Genomic DNA, 15,689 nt, shown 5'->3' on the forward strand with positions numbered 1-15,689 from the left:
CCCCTCTCCCGCCCCGCCCCGTCTGCCCATGCCCGTACGAGTCGCCGTCGACGCCATGGGCGGGGACCACGCGCCGGGCGTCGTCGTTGAGGGCGCGCTCGAGGCCGTCGCCGAGGCCGGCGACCGCCTGGCCGTCCTGCTCGTGGGCCGCGAGGCCGAGATCCGCGCCGAGGTCGAGAACCGGGGCGGGGCGGAGGACGACCGGCTCCGCGTCGTCGACGCGCCCGAGGTCATCGGGATGGGCGAGGCCGCGACCGAGGCCCTCAAGCGGAAGCCGGACTCGTCGATCCACCGCGGGATCGGGGCCGTCAAGGCCGGCCGCGCCGACGCCTTCGCGTCGGCCGGCAACACGGGCGCCGTCATGGCGGCGGCTCTCTTCGGGCTCGGCCGGCTGCCGGGCGTGCTCCGCCCCGCCCTCCCGGGCTACCTCCCCACGCCGACCGGGACGTGCGTGCTCCTCGACGTCGGCGCCAACGTCGAGGTCCGCCCCGAGCACCTGGTCCAGTTTGCGCGCATGGGCGCCGTGTTCGGCGAGTTCTTCCTCGACCGCGAGGACCCGACCGTCGGGCTCGTGAACGTGGGCGAGGAGCCGGGCAAGGGGACCGACACCGTAAAGGAGGTCTACGAGGCGCTCCGCGCGCTCGGCGACCGCGGCGCCATCCACTTCGTGGGCAACGTCGAGGGCCGCGACATCCTGCGCCACGGGGCCGACGTCTGCGTCTGCGACGGGTTCGTGGGCAACGTGGTCCTCAAGCTGGCCGAGTCCGTCTCGACGATCCTCCCCGACCTCGTCCGCGCCGAGATCGGGCGCCAGGGGCTCGGCGCCGACCACGCCCGGACCGTGGGCGGGGTGCTCCGTGGCATGCTGGCCCCGTTCGACTACCAGGCCCACGGGGGTGTCCCCATGCTGGGCATCGACGGGACGGTCGTCATCGGCCACGGCGGCTCGACGGCCCGGGCCATCCGCCAGATGGTGCTCTCCGCCGCCCGGCTCGTCGAGCAGAACCTGACGTCGCGGATCGCCCGCGCCCTCGCCGACGACGACGCCCCGCCCCACCCGTAATCCCACCCCGGGCGGGGCGGCACGCGGGGCGGGGTGGCCCGCCCCGCCCGCCCCGCCCCTCGCCCCCCAACCCCATGGCCGAGACGCCCCGCCGGACCGCCGCCATCACGTCGGTCGGTCACTACCTCCCGCCGGACCGGCTCACGAACGCCGACCTCGAGAAGATCGTCGACACCAGCGACGAGTGGATCCGAACGCGGACCGGAGTCCGCGAGCGGCGCATCCTGCGCGACGAGACCAAGGCCACGTCGTTCATGGCGACGGAGGCGGCCCGCGAGTGCCTCGCCAAGGCCGGCGTCGACGCCGAGGACATCGGCTGCATCCTCGTCGCCACGGTCTCGCCCGACATGGTCTTCCCGGCCACGGCCTGCCTCGTCCAGAACCAGCTGGGGGCGACGAACGCGTGGGGCTACGACATCTCGGCGGCGTGCTCGGGGTTCCTGTTCGCGCTCACGACCGGGGCCAAGCTCGTCGAGTCGGGGATGCACGACCGCGTGCTCGTCATCGGCGCCGACACCATGAGCCGGATCATCGACTACACCGACCGGACGACGTGCGTCATCTTCGGCGACGGCGCCGGCGCCGTGCTCCTCGAACCCGCGACCGACGAGACGGGCCTGCTCGACAGCGTCCAGCACGTCGACGGCTCGAACGCCGAGGCGCTCAACATGCCCGCCGGCGGGTCGCGCCACCCCGCCACGCACGAGACGGTCGACGCCCGGATGCATTTTCTGAAGCAGGACGGGCGGACCGTCTTTAAGCGGGCCGTCGTGGGCATGGCCGAGGCGGCGGCCGAGATCATGGACCGCAACGACCTGGCCGCCGAGGACATCCGCTACCTCGTGCCGCACCAGGCCAACCTCCGCATCATCGAGGCGACGGCCAAGCGGATGGGGATCGGGTCGGACCAGGTGATGGTCAACATCCAGCGGTACGGGAACACGACGGCCGCCACGATCCCGCTCTGCCTCTCTGACTGGGAGCCCCAGCTCCGGCGCGGCGACAACCTCGTCCTCGCCGCCTTCGGCGGCGGCTTCTCCTGGGGCGCGACGTGGATCAAGTGGGCCTACGATGGGGCAAAGGGTGAGGGGTGACGAGTGAGGAGCACGCCGCTCGTCTCGACCACCCCGCCCGCATTTCGCCCTTTGCTCGTCACTCTTTACTCGTAACCCGCTGTGACCGCTTTCCTCTTCCCCGGCCAGGGCGCCCAGGCGCCCGGGATGGGCGCCGATCTGTACGAGGCGCACCCCGAGGCCCGCGCCCTGTTCGACGAGGCCGACGCCGTGCTGGGCTTCGCCCTCACCGACGTCATGTTCGGCGACGACGCCGAGGCGCTCGTGCCAACCGAGGTCACGCAGCCGGCGCTCTACGCGCACAGCCTGGCGGCGAACGCCGTGCTCGCGGCGCGCGGCCTCCGCCCCGCCCTCGCTGCCGGCCACAGCCTGGGCGAGTGGAGCGCGCTCGCCGCCGTCGGCGCGCTCTCGTTCGCCGACGGGCTCCGGGCCGTCCGCCGCCGCGGCGAGCTGATGGCGCAGGCTGGCGACGTGCGCCCCGGCGCCATGTCGGCCGTCCTCGGGCTGGACGACGACGCGCTCGAAGCCGCGTGCCGTGAGGCGAGCGGGGGCGGGGCGGGCGAGGTGGTCCCGGCCAACTACAACAGCCCAGGCCAGATCGTGATCTCGGGCGACGAGGCCGCCGTCGAGCGGGCGGGGCGGCTGGCCGAGGAGGCCGGCGCGCGCCGCGTGGTGCCGCTCACGGTCTCGGGCGCGTTCCACAGCCCGCTCATGGCGTTCGCCCGCGACGGCCTGGCCGAGACGCTGGAGGCGCTGGAGATCTCGGAGCCGTCGTGCCCCGTCGTCCTCAACGTGACGGCCGAGCCCACGACCGATCCCGACGAGATCCGCCGGCGCCTGCTGGAGCAGCTCACGTCGCCGGTCCGCTGGGCGCAGTCGGTCCAGCGGATGGCGGACGAGGGCGCGACGCGGTTCGTGGAGGTCGGCACGGGCCGCGTGCTCTCGGGGCTGGTCAAGAAGACGCTCGGGCGGGGCGCCGAGACGGTCCAGGTCGGGACGGCGGCGGACCTGGAGAGTCTGGCCTGACCACCCCGGGCGGGGCGGGGCCGAGCCGTCGCCCTGGGCGGCCTCGCCCCGAAGCGCCACACCGCGGCGCCTCCGCGACCGACGTGCGCCCGACGTGGGCGGGGCGGTCCAGCGCGCCGCCCCGCCCGCGCGATCTTCCGCCTTCCTCGTTTCGCCTCCCGCCCTCGCAAATGACCCTCGACCTCACCGACAAGAACGTCCTCGTCACCGGCGGCACGCGCGGCATCGGCCGCGCCGTCGTCGAGGCCGCGGCCGGCGCCGGCGCGCGCGTCGCGTTCACCTACCGCTCGTCCTCGGACACGGCCGACCAGCTCGTCCAGGACCTGGGCGGGGCGGACCGCGCGCTCGCCTTCCAGGCCGACGCTGCGAGCGCCGAGGACGCCCAGGCCGCCGTCGCCGCCGTTACGGACGCGTGGGGCACGATCGACGGGCTCGTCGTCAACGCCGGCATCACGCGCGACGGGCTCATGATCCGCATGGACGAGCGCGCGTGGCAGGACGTGATCGACACGAACCTGACCGGCGCGTTCCACGTCTGCAAGGCGGCCTACCGGCCGATGATGAAGCAGCGCGGCGGCTCGATCGTCGCCGTCTCGTCGGTCGTCGGCGTGACGGGGAACGCGGGGCAGGCGAACTACGCGGCCTCGAAGGCCGGGCTCATCGGGTTCACCAAGAGCCTGGCCCGCGAGCTGGGCGGGCGGGGCGTCCGCGCCAACGTCGTCGCGCCGGGCTACGTGGACACCGACATGACGGCGGACCTGGGCGGGGCGGCGATGGAGGCCATGCAGGGCCAGATCCCGCTCGGTCGGACGGGCCGGCCCGAGGAGATCGCCTCGGCCATCCTGTTCCTCCTTTCGGACGCCGCCTCCTACGTGACCGGCCACGTCCTCCACGTCGACGGCGGGATGGCGATGTAGTCCGCCTGCACGAGGGCGGGCGGAGCACGAGGGCGGGGCGGGGCGGAAGTTGCGGCCACCCCGCCCGCTCCTCAGTCCTGCGGGCGGGGCGGGGCGAGACGGCTGTGGACGGCCTTGACCGTCACCGCCCCCTCGCCCACGGCCCCGGCCACGCGCTTCGTCGACCCCGCGCGGACGTCGCCGACAGCGAACACGCCGGGCAGGCTGGTCTCGAACGTCGTCGGCCGCTGGCCGTCGGGCCAGACCGCGGCGTCGAGGTCGGCCACGTCGGACCCGGTGCGGATGAACCCGTGGTCGTCGAGCGTGAGCCCGAGCGCGCCGTTGTCCTGGCCGGGGCGGAGCCAGTCGGTGCACGGCTCGACGCCGATAAACACGAACAGGCCCGGCGTCTCGACGTGCTCCCGCGTGCCGGCCTCGGTGTCCTCCAGGTCGACGCCGCCCAGCGCCTCGCGGCCGTTGGAGGCGCCGTCGCCGCAGAGCCCCACCACCTCGGTGTGGAGGCGGACCTCGATGCGGTCGGAGGCCTCGACGCGGTCGGCGAGGTACTGGCTCATGCTCGCACTCAGGTCGCCGCCGCGCACGGCGAGGAGTACGCGCTCGGTCCGCTCGGACAGGAACATAGCCGCCTGCCCCGCCGAGTTGCCGCCGCCCACGACCACGGCCGTCCGGTCGCGGCAGCTCGGGGCCTCCAGCTCCGTCGCCGCGTAGTACACGCCGGCCCCCTCGAACTGGCGGAGGTTCGGGATCGGCAGCCGCCGGTAGTTGGCGCCCGTCGCCAGCACGACGACGCGGGCGCGGACCGCCCCGCCCTCGGCGAACGACACGGCGTAGCCGTCGCCGTCGCGGCGGAGCGCGTCGGCCCGGTGCGGCGTGACGAACCGGGCGCCGAACTTGTGGGCCTGGAGCGTCGCCCGCGTGGCCAGCTCCGTCCCCGTGATGCCGGACGGGAACCCGAGGTAGTTCTCGATCCGCGACGACCACGACGCCTGCCCGCCCGCCCCGATCTCGTCCATGAGGACCGTCGAGAGCCCCTCGGACGCGCCGTAGACGGCCGCCGCCAAGCCGGCCGGCCCCGCCCCCACGATCACGAGGTCGGAGACGCTGTCCGGGGGCGGCTCGCGGCCGATCCCGACCGCGTCGGCCAGTTCGAGGAGCGTGGGGTTGTCGAGCGTGGTCTCGGACCCCCAGAAGACGAGCGGGCCGCCCTCGTCCAAATCCTCGACCGACCGCCCGTGCTCGGCCAGGACCTCGGCGGCCTCGTCGGGCGCGTCCTCGGGGTCGAGCCAGCGGTACGGGAGGTAGTTCCGCCGCGCTAACTCGGCCAGGCGAACCGCATCAGGGTTCGTCTGCGACCCGACGATCTGGAGTCCCGACCCGCTCGCGGAGACGATCCCGCGCCGAGCTGTGAACGCGTCGAGTACGGTCTCCGCGAGGTCCGTGTCTGACCCGACGAGCTCGCGGAACCGCTCGGCCGGCACCTCGAGCACCACCCCGCCCTCGTCTACGCGGGCCGTCGCGTAGACGGCCTCGCCCAAGAGCAGGCCGATCTCGCCCAGGAAGTGCCCCGGCCCAAGCGGCTCCGGCGACAGCGGTCGCTCGCACGCGGGGTCCTCGAACACCTCGACCGCCCCGCTCAGGACGACGAAAAAGTCGTAGGCGTCGTCGCCCTCGCGGAACAGGAGGTCGCCGGGCTCGACGGCCCGCTCGTGGCCGACGGCGCGCAGCCGGTCGAGCTGGGCGTCGGTGAGCGTGGGGAAGGGGGCAGCGTCCACAGAGGGCGGGGCGGGGTGGAGCCGCCGTACCCCGCGCCCGCGCGACGGGGTCCCCGCCCCGCCCGCGGCGCGCGGGAAATGGGCGGGGCGGCCGAGCCGCGGGCGGGGCGGCTACACGCTCGGCACGTCGCCCTGCGCGGACTCGTCGCGGAACCGGACCGGCGTGCCGTCCGAGACCCGGCCGGCGAGGTGGCTCGCGTCCCAGTTCGTGAGGCGGACGCACCCGGCCGACGAGGCGTACCCGATCGTCTCCGGCGCCTTTGTGCCGTGGATGCCGTAGTGCTCCTTCGAGAGCGCCATCCACACCACGCCGACCGCGTTGTTCGGGCCGGGCGGCAGGCGCGCGTCGGGGAGGTCGTCGGGGACGCCGGCGAGGATCGACGGCTGGTAGTGCCACCACGGGTCGCGCGTGACGCTCGTCACCGTGAACTCGCCCTCGGGCGACGGGTCGTAGCTCGACCCGACCACGACGGGCGCGTGGAACAGGACGTTGCCGTCGGCATCGAGGGCGTGGATGTAGCCGGACTCGCCGAAGATCTCCAGGCTCGCCACGTCGCCGCTGGAGCGGGGCTCGTCCAGGACGTTCGGGACGAGGAGCTCGTCGCCAGCCGACAGCCCGTCGAGGTCGGCGCCGTCGTTGAGCCGCGCGAGGAGCTCGGGCGCGACGTGGAACTCCTCGCCCAGCTTCTCACCCAGCGACTCGTACCCCAGCCTGTCCATCTCGGCCCGCTCGTAGACGTCGCTGGGGATCGTCTTGAACGGCCCCTCCACGTCGTCGGCCGTCAGCTGCCGGGTCGTGGCGAGCTCGGACGGCGAGCCGGCGCGGCGCGCGAGCGCCTCGACCGTAGCCGCGTCGACAATGCCTGTCGTCTTGAGGCCTTCGACCTTCTGGAGCCACGCGACGGCGAGCTCGGTGTTGTCGCCCCAGCGGCCGTCGATCTGGCCCGGCGAGAACCCGGCGCGGTCGAGGAGCACCTGGAGCTTGACCACGCTCGGCCCCTCGACGTCGCCGCCCAGCGGGAGGTAGAGCGGGCCGGACCAGTCGGCCGAGGCCACGTCGTCCAGCGTTTCGGGGTTCGACCGCGCGGCGTCCGCCTGCCCCGTCGTGTCGACGCCGGCCTGCGCACGGCCCCGCCCGACGTACCGCGACGTTTCGAGGTCCGTCGGCACGGTGTCGTCGCCGGTCGTCGTGACGGCGGCGTCCGCCCCGCCCCGCTCGTCGGTCGTGGGCGGGGCGGCCGGGTCGACGTCGGCGCCTCCCGACTGGCAGCCGGCGACGGTCAGGGCGAGCAGGAGGGCGAGGGCGGGGAGGCGCTTCGCGGTCCGGGCGGACGGCGAGGCTAGCAGGGTCTGCGGCATGGGGCGGGGGGAGGTGAGCGGCCGTTGGACGCCCCACCGGCTCCACCGTTCGCCGCCCCGCCCGGAGCCGCGCGTGAGGGGCGGCCCTACGTCAGCGGGCGGGGCGGGGGATCGGCAGAGCAGGCGGCGCCACCCCGCCCTCAGCGGGCGGTGCGGGATCACTTCGCGCGGCGAGGAGGACGGTAAAACCGTCGTGTGGTGGTCCTGTGGAAATACCGCGGCTCCACCGTTAGACCGGCTCTGACAGTTTGCTACGCATCGGTCTCGCGCCGCCCCGCCCTACGAGGTCCCCTCTCCCAGCGGGAGAGGGACACCGCGCAGCGTCGGCGCAGCCAGGGTGAGGGGTCTCGGGCCGGGCGGGGTGGCGAGCGCCTCACCAACTCAGCGATCCCGTATTAGAGGACGGATCGCACCGCCGACTCGAACCGCTTTAGAACGCCCGGTGCGGCGGCGGCTCCAGGCGCGAACCGGGTCCAGTCCAACTGGAAACCGTAGGACGTTCGGAACACGTGGCGGAACTGGCGGAAGGGCTCCAGGTCCGCAAAGAGGTCGTGGTCCAAGACCTGGGGCAACGAGGGAGGGTGATCTGGGCCGAAGAGACTGACGAGGTCTGCGTGGTACCGCTCGCCCTCGGGCAGAGGAACACCGTGGTACTGACAGAGCCGCTTCAGCACGCTCTCGATTCCGTTGTAGAACTGCTGCATGAAGGCTCCGACGACCGTGCTCATGCGGACGCCCGGATCCTCTGACTGCGCCTCGTCCAGCAGGTCCTAGATCTCGCGCACGACGCCGTGCAGGGCGTCGAACTCAAACTCGACCTGTTCGATGAGGCGGTCCCGGTTCACCCGATATGCCCGTCGTATAGGACCCGCCCCGCCCCCTCGATACGACGCGAGAAGGGCGTGGGGGGGTCCAGGGCAACGAGGTCGACGGGAACACCAAGGGTCCGGTCGAGGCGGGCACCGAGTTTGTAGAACGCCCAGCCATGCACGCCCGCAACGGCCAAGTCGAGGTCGCGCGCGTGGGCGGGGTGGTCCACAGCGCTCCCGAACAGGACCACGCGTGTGGCCCCAAAGTCCCGCGCGATGCGGGCGGCGGTGTCGATGTGGTCAGCGGTCACGCTCACCTCATGAGAATACACCTGCGGCGCCACCCCGCCCTCCGCGGGCGGGGCGGGGCGGCTTAGCGGTCCTCCGCCTGCCGCGCGTAGGCGTCCAGGAAGCGCACCGACGCCTCGATCCCCTGGTGGAAGCGGTCGAGCCCGAACCGCTCGTTCGGGCTGTGGATCGCGTCCGAGTCCAGGCCGAACCCCATGAGGACCGTGTCCAGCCCGAGCAGCCGCTTAAAGTCGGCGACGACGGGGATCGACCCGCCCTCGCGCGTAAAGTGCGGCCGCTGCCCGAACACGCCTTCGAGTGCCTCGGCCGCCGCCTGCATCGCCGGCGCCGACGTGTCGACGATCGCGCCGTGGCCGCCGTGGAGGTTGCGGAACGTGAGCCGCATCGTCTCCGGCGCGTGCGTCTCGAAATGGCGCCGCAGCTTCTCCGTGATGTCGTCCGGCGTCTGGTCCGGGACGAGGCGGCACGAGATCTTGGCCGTCGCCTTGGACGGGAGCACGGTCTTGGCGCCCTTGCCCGTGTAGCCGCCCCAGATGCCGTTGACGTCGAGCGTCGGCCGGGCCGTCGTGCCCTCCAAGACGCTGTAGCCGGCCTCCGTCTTCGTCGCCTCGACGCCGGCCTCCTCCTGCCACCGGGCCTCGTCGAACGGGAGCTCGCGGAAGCCGGCCCGCTCCTCGTCCGTCAGCTCGCGGACGTCGTCGTAGAAGCCCTCGACCGTGACGCGGTGGTCGTCGTCGTGGAGGTCGGCGATCATCCGGGCGAGCGCGTTGATCGGGTTTTCCACCCCGCCCCCGTAGACGCCCGAGTGGAGGTCGCGCGCCGGTCCCTCGAGCTCGACCTCGACGTAGGCCAGCCCGCGCAGCCCGTAGGCGATCGACGGGACGCCCGGCGCGAAGAGGGCCGTGTCGCTGACCAGGACCACGTCGGCCGCGAGACGGTCGCGGTTGGCCTCGATAAACGGCGCCAGGTGGACCGACCCGTTTTCCTCCTCGCCCTCGACCATCATCTTGAGGTTGACCGGCAGGCCGTCGCCGGACTGGAGGTACGCCTCGACCGCCTTCACGTGCATGAACGCCTGGCCCTTGTCGTCGGCCGCGCCGCGCGCGACGAGGTCGCCGTCGACCTCGACGGGCTCGAACGGGTCCTGGTCCCACAGCTCGAGCGGGTCCGGCGGCTGGACGTCGTAGTGGCCGTAGACGAGGACGGTCGGCGCGTCGTCGGAGACGTGGTGCTCGGCGTAGACGACGGGGTGGCCCGGGCTCTCGGCCGACCCGGTCTCCAGGACGTCCACGGTCTTGAGCCCGGCGTCGCGGAGCCTCTGGGCGAGCCAGTCGGCGGCCCGCCGCGTCTGGGCGTCGTGCTCGGGGTCGGTCGAGATGGAGGGGATGCGGAGCCAGGCCTTGAGCTCCTCGACAAAGCGGTCGGCGTGGTCGCGGGCGTACTGAAGGGCGGAGTCCATCGGGGGCGGGGTGGGGGAGAGGTCCGTCCCGTACGCCCCGCCCGCGCTGCGGTGCCGCCCCGCCCCGCCCGCGCGGCCTGCGCCGAGGGGCGGGCGGGGCGGTCTGGACGGGCGCCGCCCCGCCCGTGGCCGCCCCGCTCGTCGCCACGGCGTTGCATGCAACGCCGCTACAGGATCTTGCCGCCCGCCGTGGGGCGGGGTGGGCATCTGCCGCTCGCCGCTCGCTACGCGTCGGGGTCCTGGGCGATCTCGATCGTCGCCCGCGTGCCGCGGCCGGGCACCGACTCCAGGTCGAGCCGGCCGCCCAGCAGCTCGAGCCGCCCGCGCACGCTGTAGAGCCCGAACCCGGCCCCATCAAGGAGCGCGGGGTCGAACCCGGCGCCGCCGTCCTCGACCGAGACCGCGATCGTCCCATCGCGGCCGTCGAGCCGGACCCGCGCGCGGTCCGTCCCGGCGTGCTTGACGACGTTGAACAAGAGCTCGCGCACGAGCTCGGTGAGCAGCACGCGGACCTCTCGGCGCCGGACGACGGCCGAGCCCTCGGCGACCACGTCGACGGCCAGCCCGTGCTGGCGCTCGACGTGGTCGCCCAGCCACCGCAGGGCCACGCTGTAGTCCTCGTCGTCGAGGACCGGGGGCGTGAGGTCGAGCGTGAGCGTGCGCGTGGCCTCGATGGACTGCGCGAGCGCGTCGTGCGCCCGGTCGAGGTCGGCCTCGGCCCGGTCGTCCGTCGCCAGGCGCCGGAGGGCCTGGACCGAGAACTGGGCGCCGAACAGGAGCTGCTGGACGTGGTCGTGGAGCAGCGACGAGATCCGCCGGCGCTCGGCCTGCTCGGCCAGCGTGAGCGCGGCGGCCAGCTCGCGGGCCTCGCGGTTGGCCACCTCGAGCGCCGCCGCCTGCTCGGCCAGACGCGCCTGCTGCGCCGCCACCTCGCGCCGGAGCGCGGCCGTCTCGACGGCGGCCCGGGTCGCCTTCCCCAGCGTGCCCGCGTCCATCCGCCCCTTGACGAGGTAGTCGGCCGCCCCGCCCTGCATGGCCTCCACGACAACCTCGGCGTCCTCGACGCCGGTCAGCATCACGACCGGGAGCCCGCGCTCGACGAACCACGGGAGCAGCGTCGGGCCGTCGGCGTCGGGGAGCCGGACATCGAGGAGCACGAGGTCGGGCGGGGTGGCCTCGGCGAGCGCCCGCCCCTCGGCCGCCGTCGACGCCTCGCGCACGGCGTAGGCGCCGTCGAGGAGCCGCCGCACGCGTGCCCGGTCGACCTCGTCGTCGTCGATGAGCAGGACGTCCACCGGGTCCGTCATGGCACGGCCGGGGCGGCGCCGACGTCGGGCGGGAACTCGATGAGCCGCCAGTACACCTTGAGCAGCTTGACGACCTCGAGGAAGTCCGCGCCGGCCCGGCTCTTCAGGATGTACCCGGCTACGTGGTGGTCGTAGGCCGCCACCTTGTCCTCCTCGCGGTCGCTCGTCGTCAGCACGAACACGACCGTCCGCGAGAGCCCAGGATCGGCCCGCAGGGCCTCCAGGAACTCGATCCCGTTCATCCGCGGCATGTTGATGTCGAGGAGCACCACGTGCGGGTGCGGGACCTCGGGCGCGCCGGGATCGCCGCGGAGCGCGGCCAGGGCCTCGACCCCGTCGCGGACGACGACGAACGGGTTGGCGATCCGGTGCTGCCGGAACGCGCGCTGGATGGCCTCGGCGTCGACGTGGTCGTCTTCGACGAGGAGGAGGGTGACGCCGCTGACTTCCACGGTCTAGGGGGCGGGGTGGGGGATGGCCGTGAGCGGCCACGTGAACCGGAACCTAGCACCGCCGCCGTCCGCCGCCTCGACGACGATCCGGCCGCCCCGGCTCTCGACCGTTTTCTTAACGATCGCCAGCCCCATCCCGCTCCCCTCGACCTCGTCGCGCGGGCGGAGCGTCTGGAACAAGCCAAACACGCGGTCCCGGTACTCCGGCGCGATGCCCGGCCCGTCGTCCTCGACCGTGAACTCGGCCCACCCCGCCCCGCCCCCGCCGAGCGTGCGGGCCGAGACCGTGACCCGGCCGTCGGGCCGGTCGTGGTGCTTGATCGCGTTGCCGACGAGGTTGCGGAGCACGAGCGCGAGCGGGGCGCGGGCGGTCCAGACGACGGGGAAGGCGCCTTCGAGACGGACATCGAAGCCCCCGGGCGGGGCCACCAGTTCGACCACGTCGCGCGTGAGCGCGGCCGTGTCGACGGACTCGGGGGCCGCCTCCGACCGCCCCGCCCGGGAGTACCCGAGGAGGCTGTCGAGCAGCCGCTCCATCCGCCCCGCCCGGGCCTGGAGCAGCGCGAGGTGCCGGGCCGACCCCTCCGGGAGCACGTCGCCGGCGTCTTCGGCGATCCACGTCGCCAGGCTGTCGATGGCGCGGATCGGGGCCTTGAGGTCGTGCGAAGCCACGTAGGCAAACTGGTCGAGCTCGGCGTTCGAGCGCGCGAGCTCGGCCGTCCGCTCCTCGACCCGGTCCTCGAGCTCGTCGGCGAGCGCGCGGAGCGCGTCCTCGGCCGCCCGCTTGGCCGTCACGTCCTCGACCACCGAGATCACGTAGTCGATCGCGCCGTCGGGCGCGTAGCTCGGCGCGACGGTCAGGTTGATCCACACCGTGTGGCCGTCGCGGTGGACGTACCGCTTCTCGGTCTGGTAGTGGTCGAGCTCGCCGCGGAGGAGGGCCTCGAACTGCTCCACGTCGGCGCCCAGGTCGTCGGGGTGCGTGATGTCCTGGAACGTGCGGCCGAGGAGCTCCTCCGAGTCGTACCCGACGATCTCCGAGAGCCGGTCGTTGGCCCGGAGCCACGTCCCGTCGAGCCCGACGTGGGCGATCCCGACCGCCGCGTTCTCGAACGTCCCCCGGAACCGGGCCTCGCTCGCGGCCAGCGCCTCGGTCGCCCGGCGGAGCGGGGTGATGTCGGTCGAGATCCCGCCGACCGCGCGGACCGCCCCGCCCGCGTCGCGGAGCGGGAACTTGACCGAGAGGTACGTCCAGGTCTCGCCGTCGACCTCGGTCGCCTCCTCGAACTGGAGCGGCCGGCCGGTCTCGATCACGCGGCGGTCGTTGGCCGCGAACGCCTCGGCGTCGCCGGCCGGCAGCAGGTCCCGGTCCGTCCGCCCGACGACGTCCTCGGACGGGATGCCGAACAGGTCCGACCACGCCTGGTTGACGAGCGTGTACCGGCCCTCCATGTCCTTCATGAAGACGACCGCGTTGGTCGCGTCGAGGAGCGCGCGGAACCGGGCCTCGCTCTCGCGGAGCGCCCGCTGGTCGGCCAGCCGCGCGGTCACGTCGAGCTGGGCCACGGCGCCCCCGACGATGCGGCCGGCCCCGTCGCGGACCGGGGCCGCGCTGTTGAGGACCTGGCGGCGCGGCCCGCCCCCGAACGGGGCGATCTCGACGAGCTCGCCGCGGACCGTCTCGCCGCCGATGAGCGCCCGGGCCATGGCCCACTCGTCGGGGGTGAGGCGGCGGCCGGAGTCGGGCCAGTACCCGACCCACTCGTCGTACGCCTCCCACGTCGGCGTCTCGGGCGGGGCGCCCCAGATCTCGCGGTTGGCGGCGTTGTCGCGGACGATCTGCCCGTCGGCGTCGGCGATGATGACGCCGACGGGGAGCGCGTCGAGGACCGCGCTCAGCTGGGCCTCGCTCGCGCGGAGCGCCCGCTGCGCGCGGGCGCGCTCGACGACGTCCCACGTCTGGTCGGCCACCTCACGGACGAGGGCCACCTCGTCGTCGGTCCACGCCCGCGGCTCGGCGTGGCTCGCGTAGAGCCCGGCCACCCACCGCCCCGCCCGGAGGACGGGCGCCCCGATCCCCGACCGCACGCCGTCCTCCAGGAACACGGAGTCCGCCGTGAGCGGGTCGGCCTCCACGTCGGCGACGCCCAGCGCCTCGCCTTCGCGGACGCGGGCGAGGTAGCCCGCGCCCAGCCCGGCGGCCGGGTACGAGCCGGCGAGGGGCGCGAGCGTCCCGTCGCTCCACGCCGCGCCGGCGACGAGGTCGATCGTGTCGTCGTCGGACACGGCGAAGAACCCGGCGCGGTGGGCGCCGAGGTGCCGGCCGACGGCCTCGGCCGCCGCGGCCAGGATGGCCTCGGGGTCGCCCACGCCGCGCTGCCGCTGGAGGAGGTCGAGGAGCAGCGCCTTCCGCTCCTCGCCCTGCCGGCGTGCGCGGGCCGCCTCGCGCTCCGCCGTCGCGTCCCACGCCACGCCCACGAGCCGCCCCGCCCCGCCCTCGCCGACCACCTCGCCGACCACGCGGACCCACCGCACGCCGTCGGGGCGCCGCACGCGGTACTCCTCGTCCAGGCGGCCGCCGCTCTCGGCCACGGCCCGGTACGCCGCCCGCATCCGGGCCAGATCATCGGGGGGAACGATCTCCTCCAACTCATCCACGGTCGTCAGGGCGGGGCGGGGCGGGAGCCCGTGCGTCGCGCGGACCTGGGCGTCCTGGCGGACCGGGCCGCCGTCGAGGTCGCGCTCCCACCGGCTCATGTGCGCCGCGTCGAGGGCGATCTGGAGCTCGGCCGCCGTCCGCGCCGCCTCCGCCGCCTCGCGCCGCTGGTCGGTCACGTCGACGACGGCCCCGACGATCCGCCCCGCCCGGCCGTCGGCGCCGGCCACGGCGGCCCCTCGGGAGTGGAGGTGCCGGACGTCGCCGTCGGCGTGGACGACGCGGAACTCGGCCTCGTACCCGCCGCCGGACGCGGCGGCCGCCTCGATCGCGCTGCGGACGGTGGCCGCGTCGTCGGGCTGGACGCGGTCGAGGTAGGCGGCCAGCGGGTGCGGCCCCCGCGCCGGGTCGAGCCCGAACAGCAGGTCGGTCCCCCCGTTCGCGCGGACCGTCCGCGCCTGGGTGTCGAGGTCCCACGTCCCCGCCAGCCCGGCCATCATGGCGATCTGGAGCCGCCGGACGAGGGCCGTCTCGGTCACGTCGCGGCCTTCGAGCAGGAGGAGCCCGGCCTCTCCGAGCGCCGGCTTGAGCGTCACGTCGAGCACGCGCTCGCGGCCCTCGGCGTCCCACGCCGTCTCCTCGTAGCGGACCGTCTCGCCGGCGGCCGCTCGGGCGACGGCGTCGCGGTGGCGCCGCTCCGTCCCGGCGGGGAGCGAGAGCACGTCCCACAGCGGCCGGCCGACGACGCTCTGGCGCCGAACTCCGGCAAAGCGGAGGGCCGTCTTGTTCGCCTCGACGACGGTGCCGTCGACGGCGAGCAGCCCGGTCAGCTGCGAGACGCCGTCGAACAGGGACCGGAACAGGACCTCGCTATGGCGCTGCGCCTCCTGGTGGCGCTCCCCACGCTCCTGCACGGTGGCCCGCGCGGCGATCACGTCCGCGGCGGCGCCGGCGAGGTCCTCGACCAAGCCCACGTCGGCAGCCGTCCACGCCCGGGGCTCGGCGCTGTAGACGGCGAGCACCCCCACGACCGCCCCGCCCGCGTCCCGGATCGGAGCGCCGAGGTAGGCGCGGACGCCGCCGTCGCGGACCGGAGGGAGGTCGCGGCAGGCGGGGTCCGTCGTCGTGTCGGAGACGGCGAGGGGCGTCCCCCGTGCGACCGTCTGCTGGCAGATCGTGTCGACGACCGCCTCCACGTCGATGTCCGCCCCGTCGTGGCCCTTGACGATCAGGCGCTGGGCGCCGAGCAGCGAGGCCATCGCGGACGCGCCGCCGAGGGCACCCCGCGCCACGCGCGCGAGCCGGTCGAGGGCGGGGTCGGTCCCCGGCTCGAACAGGCCCGTCGCGGCGAGCGCCGCGAGCCGGTCGGCGTCGGCGAGCGGGTCGGCGGCGACCGGGGCCGCGTAGGGGGCGGGCGGGGCGGGGGGGGACGGCCGGTCGGTCGGCATGGCGAGGGCTCCAGGCGGTCAGGAAGCTAGCGGCCGCCC

General features: G+C 74.5%; 12 protein-coding genes. 4 read left to right on the forward strand and 8 right to left on the reverse strand.

What is annotated here, in order from left to right; translation table 11 throughout:
- Positions 1–28: 28 nt before the first annotated feature.
- The 4 genes from plsX (at position 29) to fabG (ending at position 4,079) form a co-directional block, all read left to right on the forward strand.
- Positions 29–1,063 carry a phosphate acyltransferase PlsX gene (gene plsX, locus RM540_RS04880; RefSeq protein ID WP_311662418.1) on the forward strand — a complete coding sequence of 345 codons (1,035 nt, stop codon included), beginning with the start codon at positions 29–31 and terminating at the stop codon, positions 1,061–1,063.
- A gap of 74 nt (positions 1,064–1,137) precedes the next feature.
- Positions 1,138–2,157, forward strand: coding sequence for a beta-ketoacyl-ACP synthase III (locus RM540_RS04885; protein ID WP_311662419.1), 1,020 nt, complete (start codon positions 1,138–1,140; stop codon positions 2,155–2,157).
- An 81-nt stretch (positions 2,158–2,238) separates the two neighbouring features.
- The gene (fabD, locus tag RM540_RS04890; protein WP_311662420.1) at positions 2,239–3,162 is read left to right on the forward strand and encodes an ACP S-malonyltransferase; all 924 of its coding nucleotides are present in this window, start codon (positions 2,239–2,241) and stop codon (positions 3,160–3,162) included.
- Between the two features lie 170 nt (positions 3,163–3,332).
- Positions 3,333–4,079 carry a 3-oxoacyl-[acyl-carrier-protein] reductase gene (gene fabG, locus RM540_RS04895; protein ID WP_311662421.1) on the forward strand — a complete coding sequence of 249 codons (747 nt, stop codon included), beginning with the start codon at positions 3,333–3,335 and terminating at the stop codon, positions 4,077–4,079.
- A 71-nt stretch (positions 4,080–4,150) separates the two neighbouring features.
- Here the strand turns inward: fabG and RM540_RS04900 are convergent, their stop codons facing one another.
- The 8 genes from RM540_RS04900 to RM540_RS04935 form a co-directional block, all read right to left on the reverse strand.
- Positions 4,151–5,851, reverse strand: a complete 1,701-nt coding sequence (locus RM540_RS04900) for an FAD-dependent oxidoreductase (RefSeq protein WP_311662422.1) — start codon at positions 5,849–5,851, stop codon at positions 4,151–4,153.
- Positions 5,852–5,962: 111 nt separating this feature from the next.
- A complete protein-coding gene (locus RM540_RS04905) occupies positions 5,963–7,210 on the reverse strand; it encodes a L,D-transpeptidase family protein (protein ID WP_311662423.1) in 1,248 nt (415 codons plus the stop codon).
- Between the two features lie 395 nt (positions 7,211–7,605).
- Entirely contained in the window at positions 7,606–7,938 is a 333-nt protein-coding gene (locus tag RM540_RS04910; RefSeq protein ID WP_311662424.1) for a ribonuclease toxin HepT-like protein, read from the reverse strand.
- Between the two features lie 113 nt (positions 7,939–8,051).
- A complete protein-coding gene (locus RM540_RS04915) occupies positions 8,052–8,330 on the reverse strand; it encodes a nucleotidyltransferase family protein (RefSeq protein WP_311662425.1) in 279 nt (92 codons plus the stop codon).
- A 62-nt stretch (positions 8,331–8,392) separates the two neighbouring features.
- The gene (locus RM540_RS04920; protein ID WP_311662426.1) at positions 8,393–9,787 is read right to left on the reverse strand and encodes a dipeptidase; all 1,395 of its coding nucleotides are present in this window, start codon (positions 9,785–9,787) and stop codon (positions 8,393–8,395) included.
- 224 nt (positions 9,788–10,011) lie between these two features.
- Positions 10,012–11,094, reverse strand: coding sequence for a hybrid sensor histidine kinase/response regulator (locus RM540_RS04925; RefSeq protein ID WP_311662427.1), 1,083 nt, complete (start codon positions 11,092–11,094; stop codon positions 10,012–10,014).
- Positions 11,091–11,546 (reverse strand): response regulator, encoded by a 456-nt coding sequence (locus tag RM540_RS04930; RefSeq protein ID WP_311662428.1) that lies wholly within the window; start codon positions 11,544–11,546, stop codon positions 11,091–11,093. The genes RM540_RS04925 and RM540_RS04930 overlap by 4 nt, the downstream gene beginning before the upstream one ends.
- Positions 11,547–11,549: 3 nt before the next feature.
- Positions 11,550–15,650, reverse strand: coding sequence for a PAS domain S-box protein (locus RM540_RS04935; RefSeq protein WP_311662429.1), 4,101 nt, complete (start codon positions 15,648–15,650; stop codon positions 11,550–11,552).
- Between the last annotated feature and the right edge of the window lie 39 nt (positions 15,651–15,689).

Source organism: Rubrivirga litoralis (assembly GCF_031846415.1).
GTDB classification, from domain to species: Bacteria; Bacteroidota; Rhodothermia; order Rhodothermales; family Rubricoccaceae; genus Rubrivirga; species Rubrivirga litoralis.

Excerpts from the sequence above, each read along its gene's own strand:
- plsX (WP_311662418.1), top strand. The coding sequence starts at position 29 with ATGCCCGTACGAGTCGCCGTCGACGCCATGGGCGGGGACCACGCGCCG.
- RM540_RS04885 (WP_311662419.1), top strand. The coding sequence starts at position 1,138 with ATGGCCGAGACGCCCCGCCGGACCGCCGCCATCACGTCGGTCGGTCAC.
- fabG (WP_311662421.1), top strand. The coding sequence starts at position 3,333 with ATGACCCTCGACCTCACCGACAAGAACGTCCTCGTCACCGGCGGCACG.
- RM540_RS04905 (WP_311662423.1), bottom strand. The coding sequence starts at position 7,210 with ATGCCGCAGACCCTGCTAGCCTCGCCGTCCGCCCGGACCGCGAAGCGC.
- RM540_RS04910 (WP_311662424.1), bottom strand. The coding sequence starts at position 7,938 with ATGAGCACGGTCGTCGGAGCCTTCATGCAGCAGTTCTACAACGGAATC.
- RM540_RS04920 (WP_311662426.1), bottom strand. The coding sequence starts at position 9,787 with ATGGACTCCGCCCTTCAGTACGCCCGCGACCACGCCGACCGCTTTGTC.
- RM540_RS04925 (WP_311662427.1), bottom strand. The coding sequence starts at position 11,094 with ATGACGGACCCGGTGGACGTCCTGCTCATCGACGACGACGAGGTCGAC.
- RM540_RS04935 (WP_311662429.1), bottom strand. The coding sequence starts at position 15,650 with ATGCCGACCGACCGGCCGTCCCCCCCCGCCCCGCCCGCCCCCTACGCG.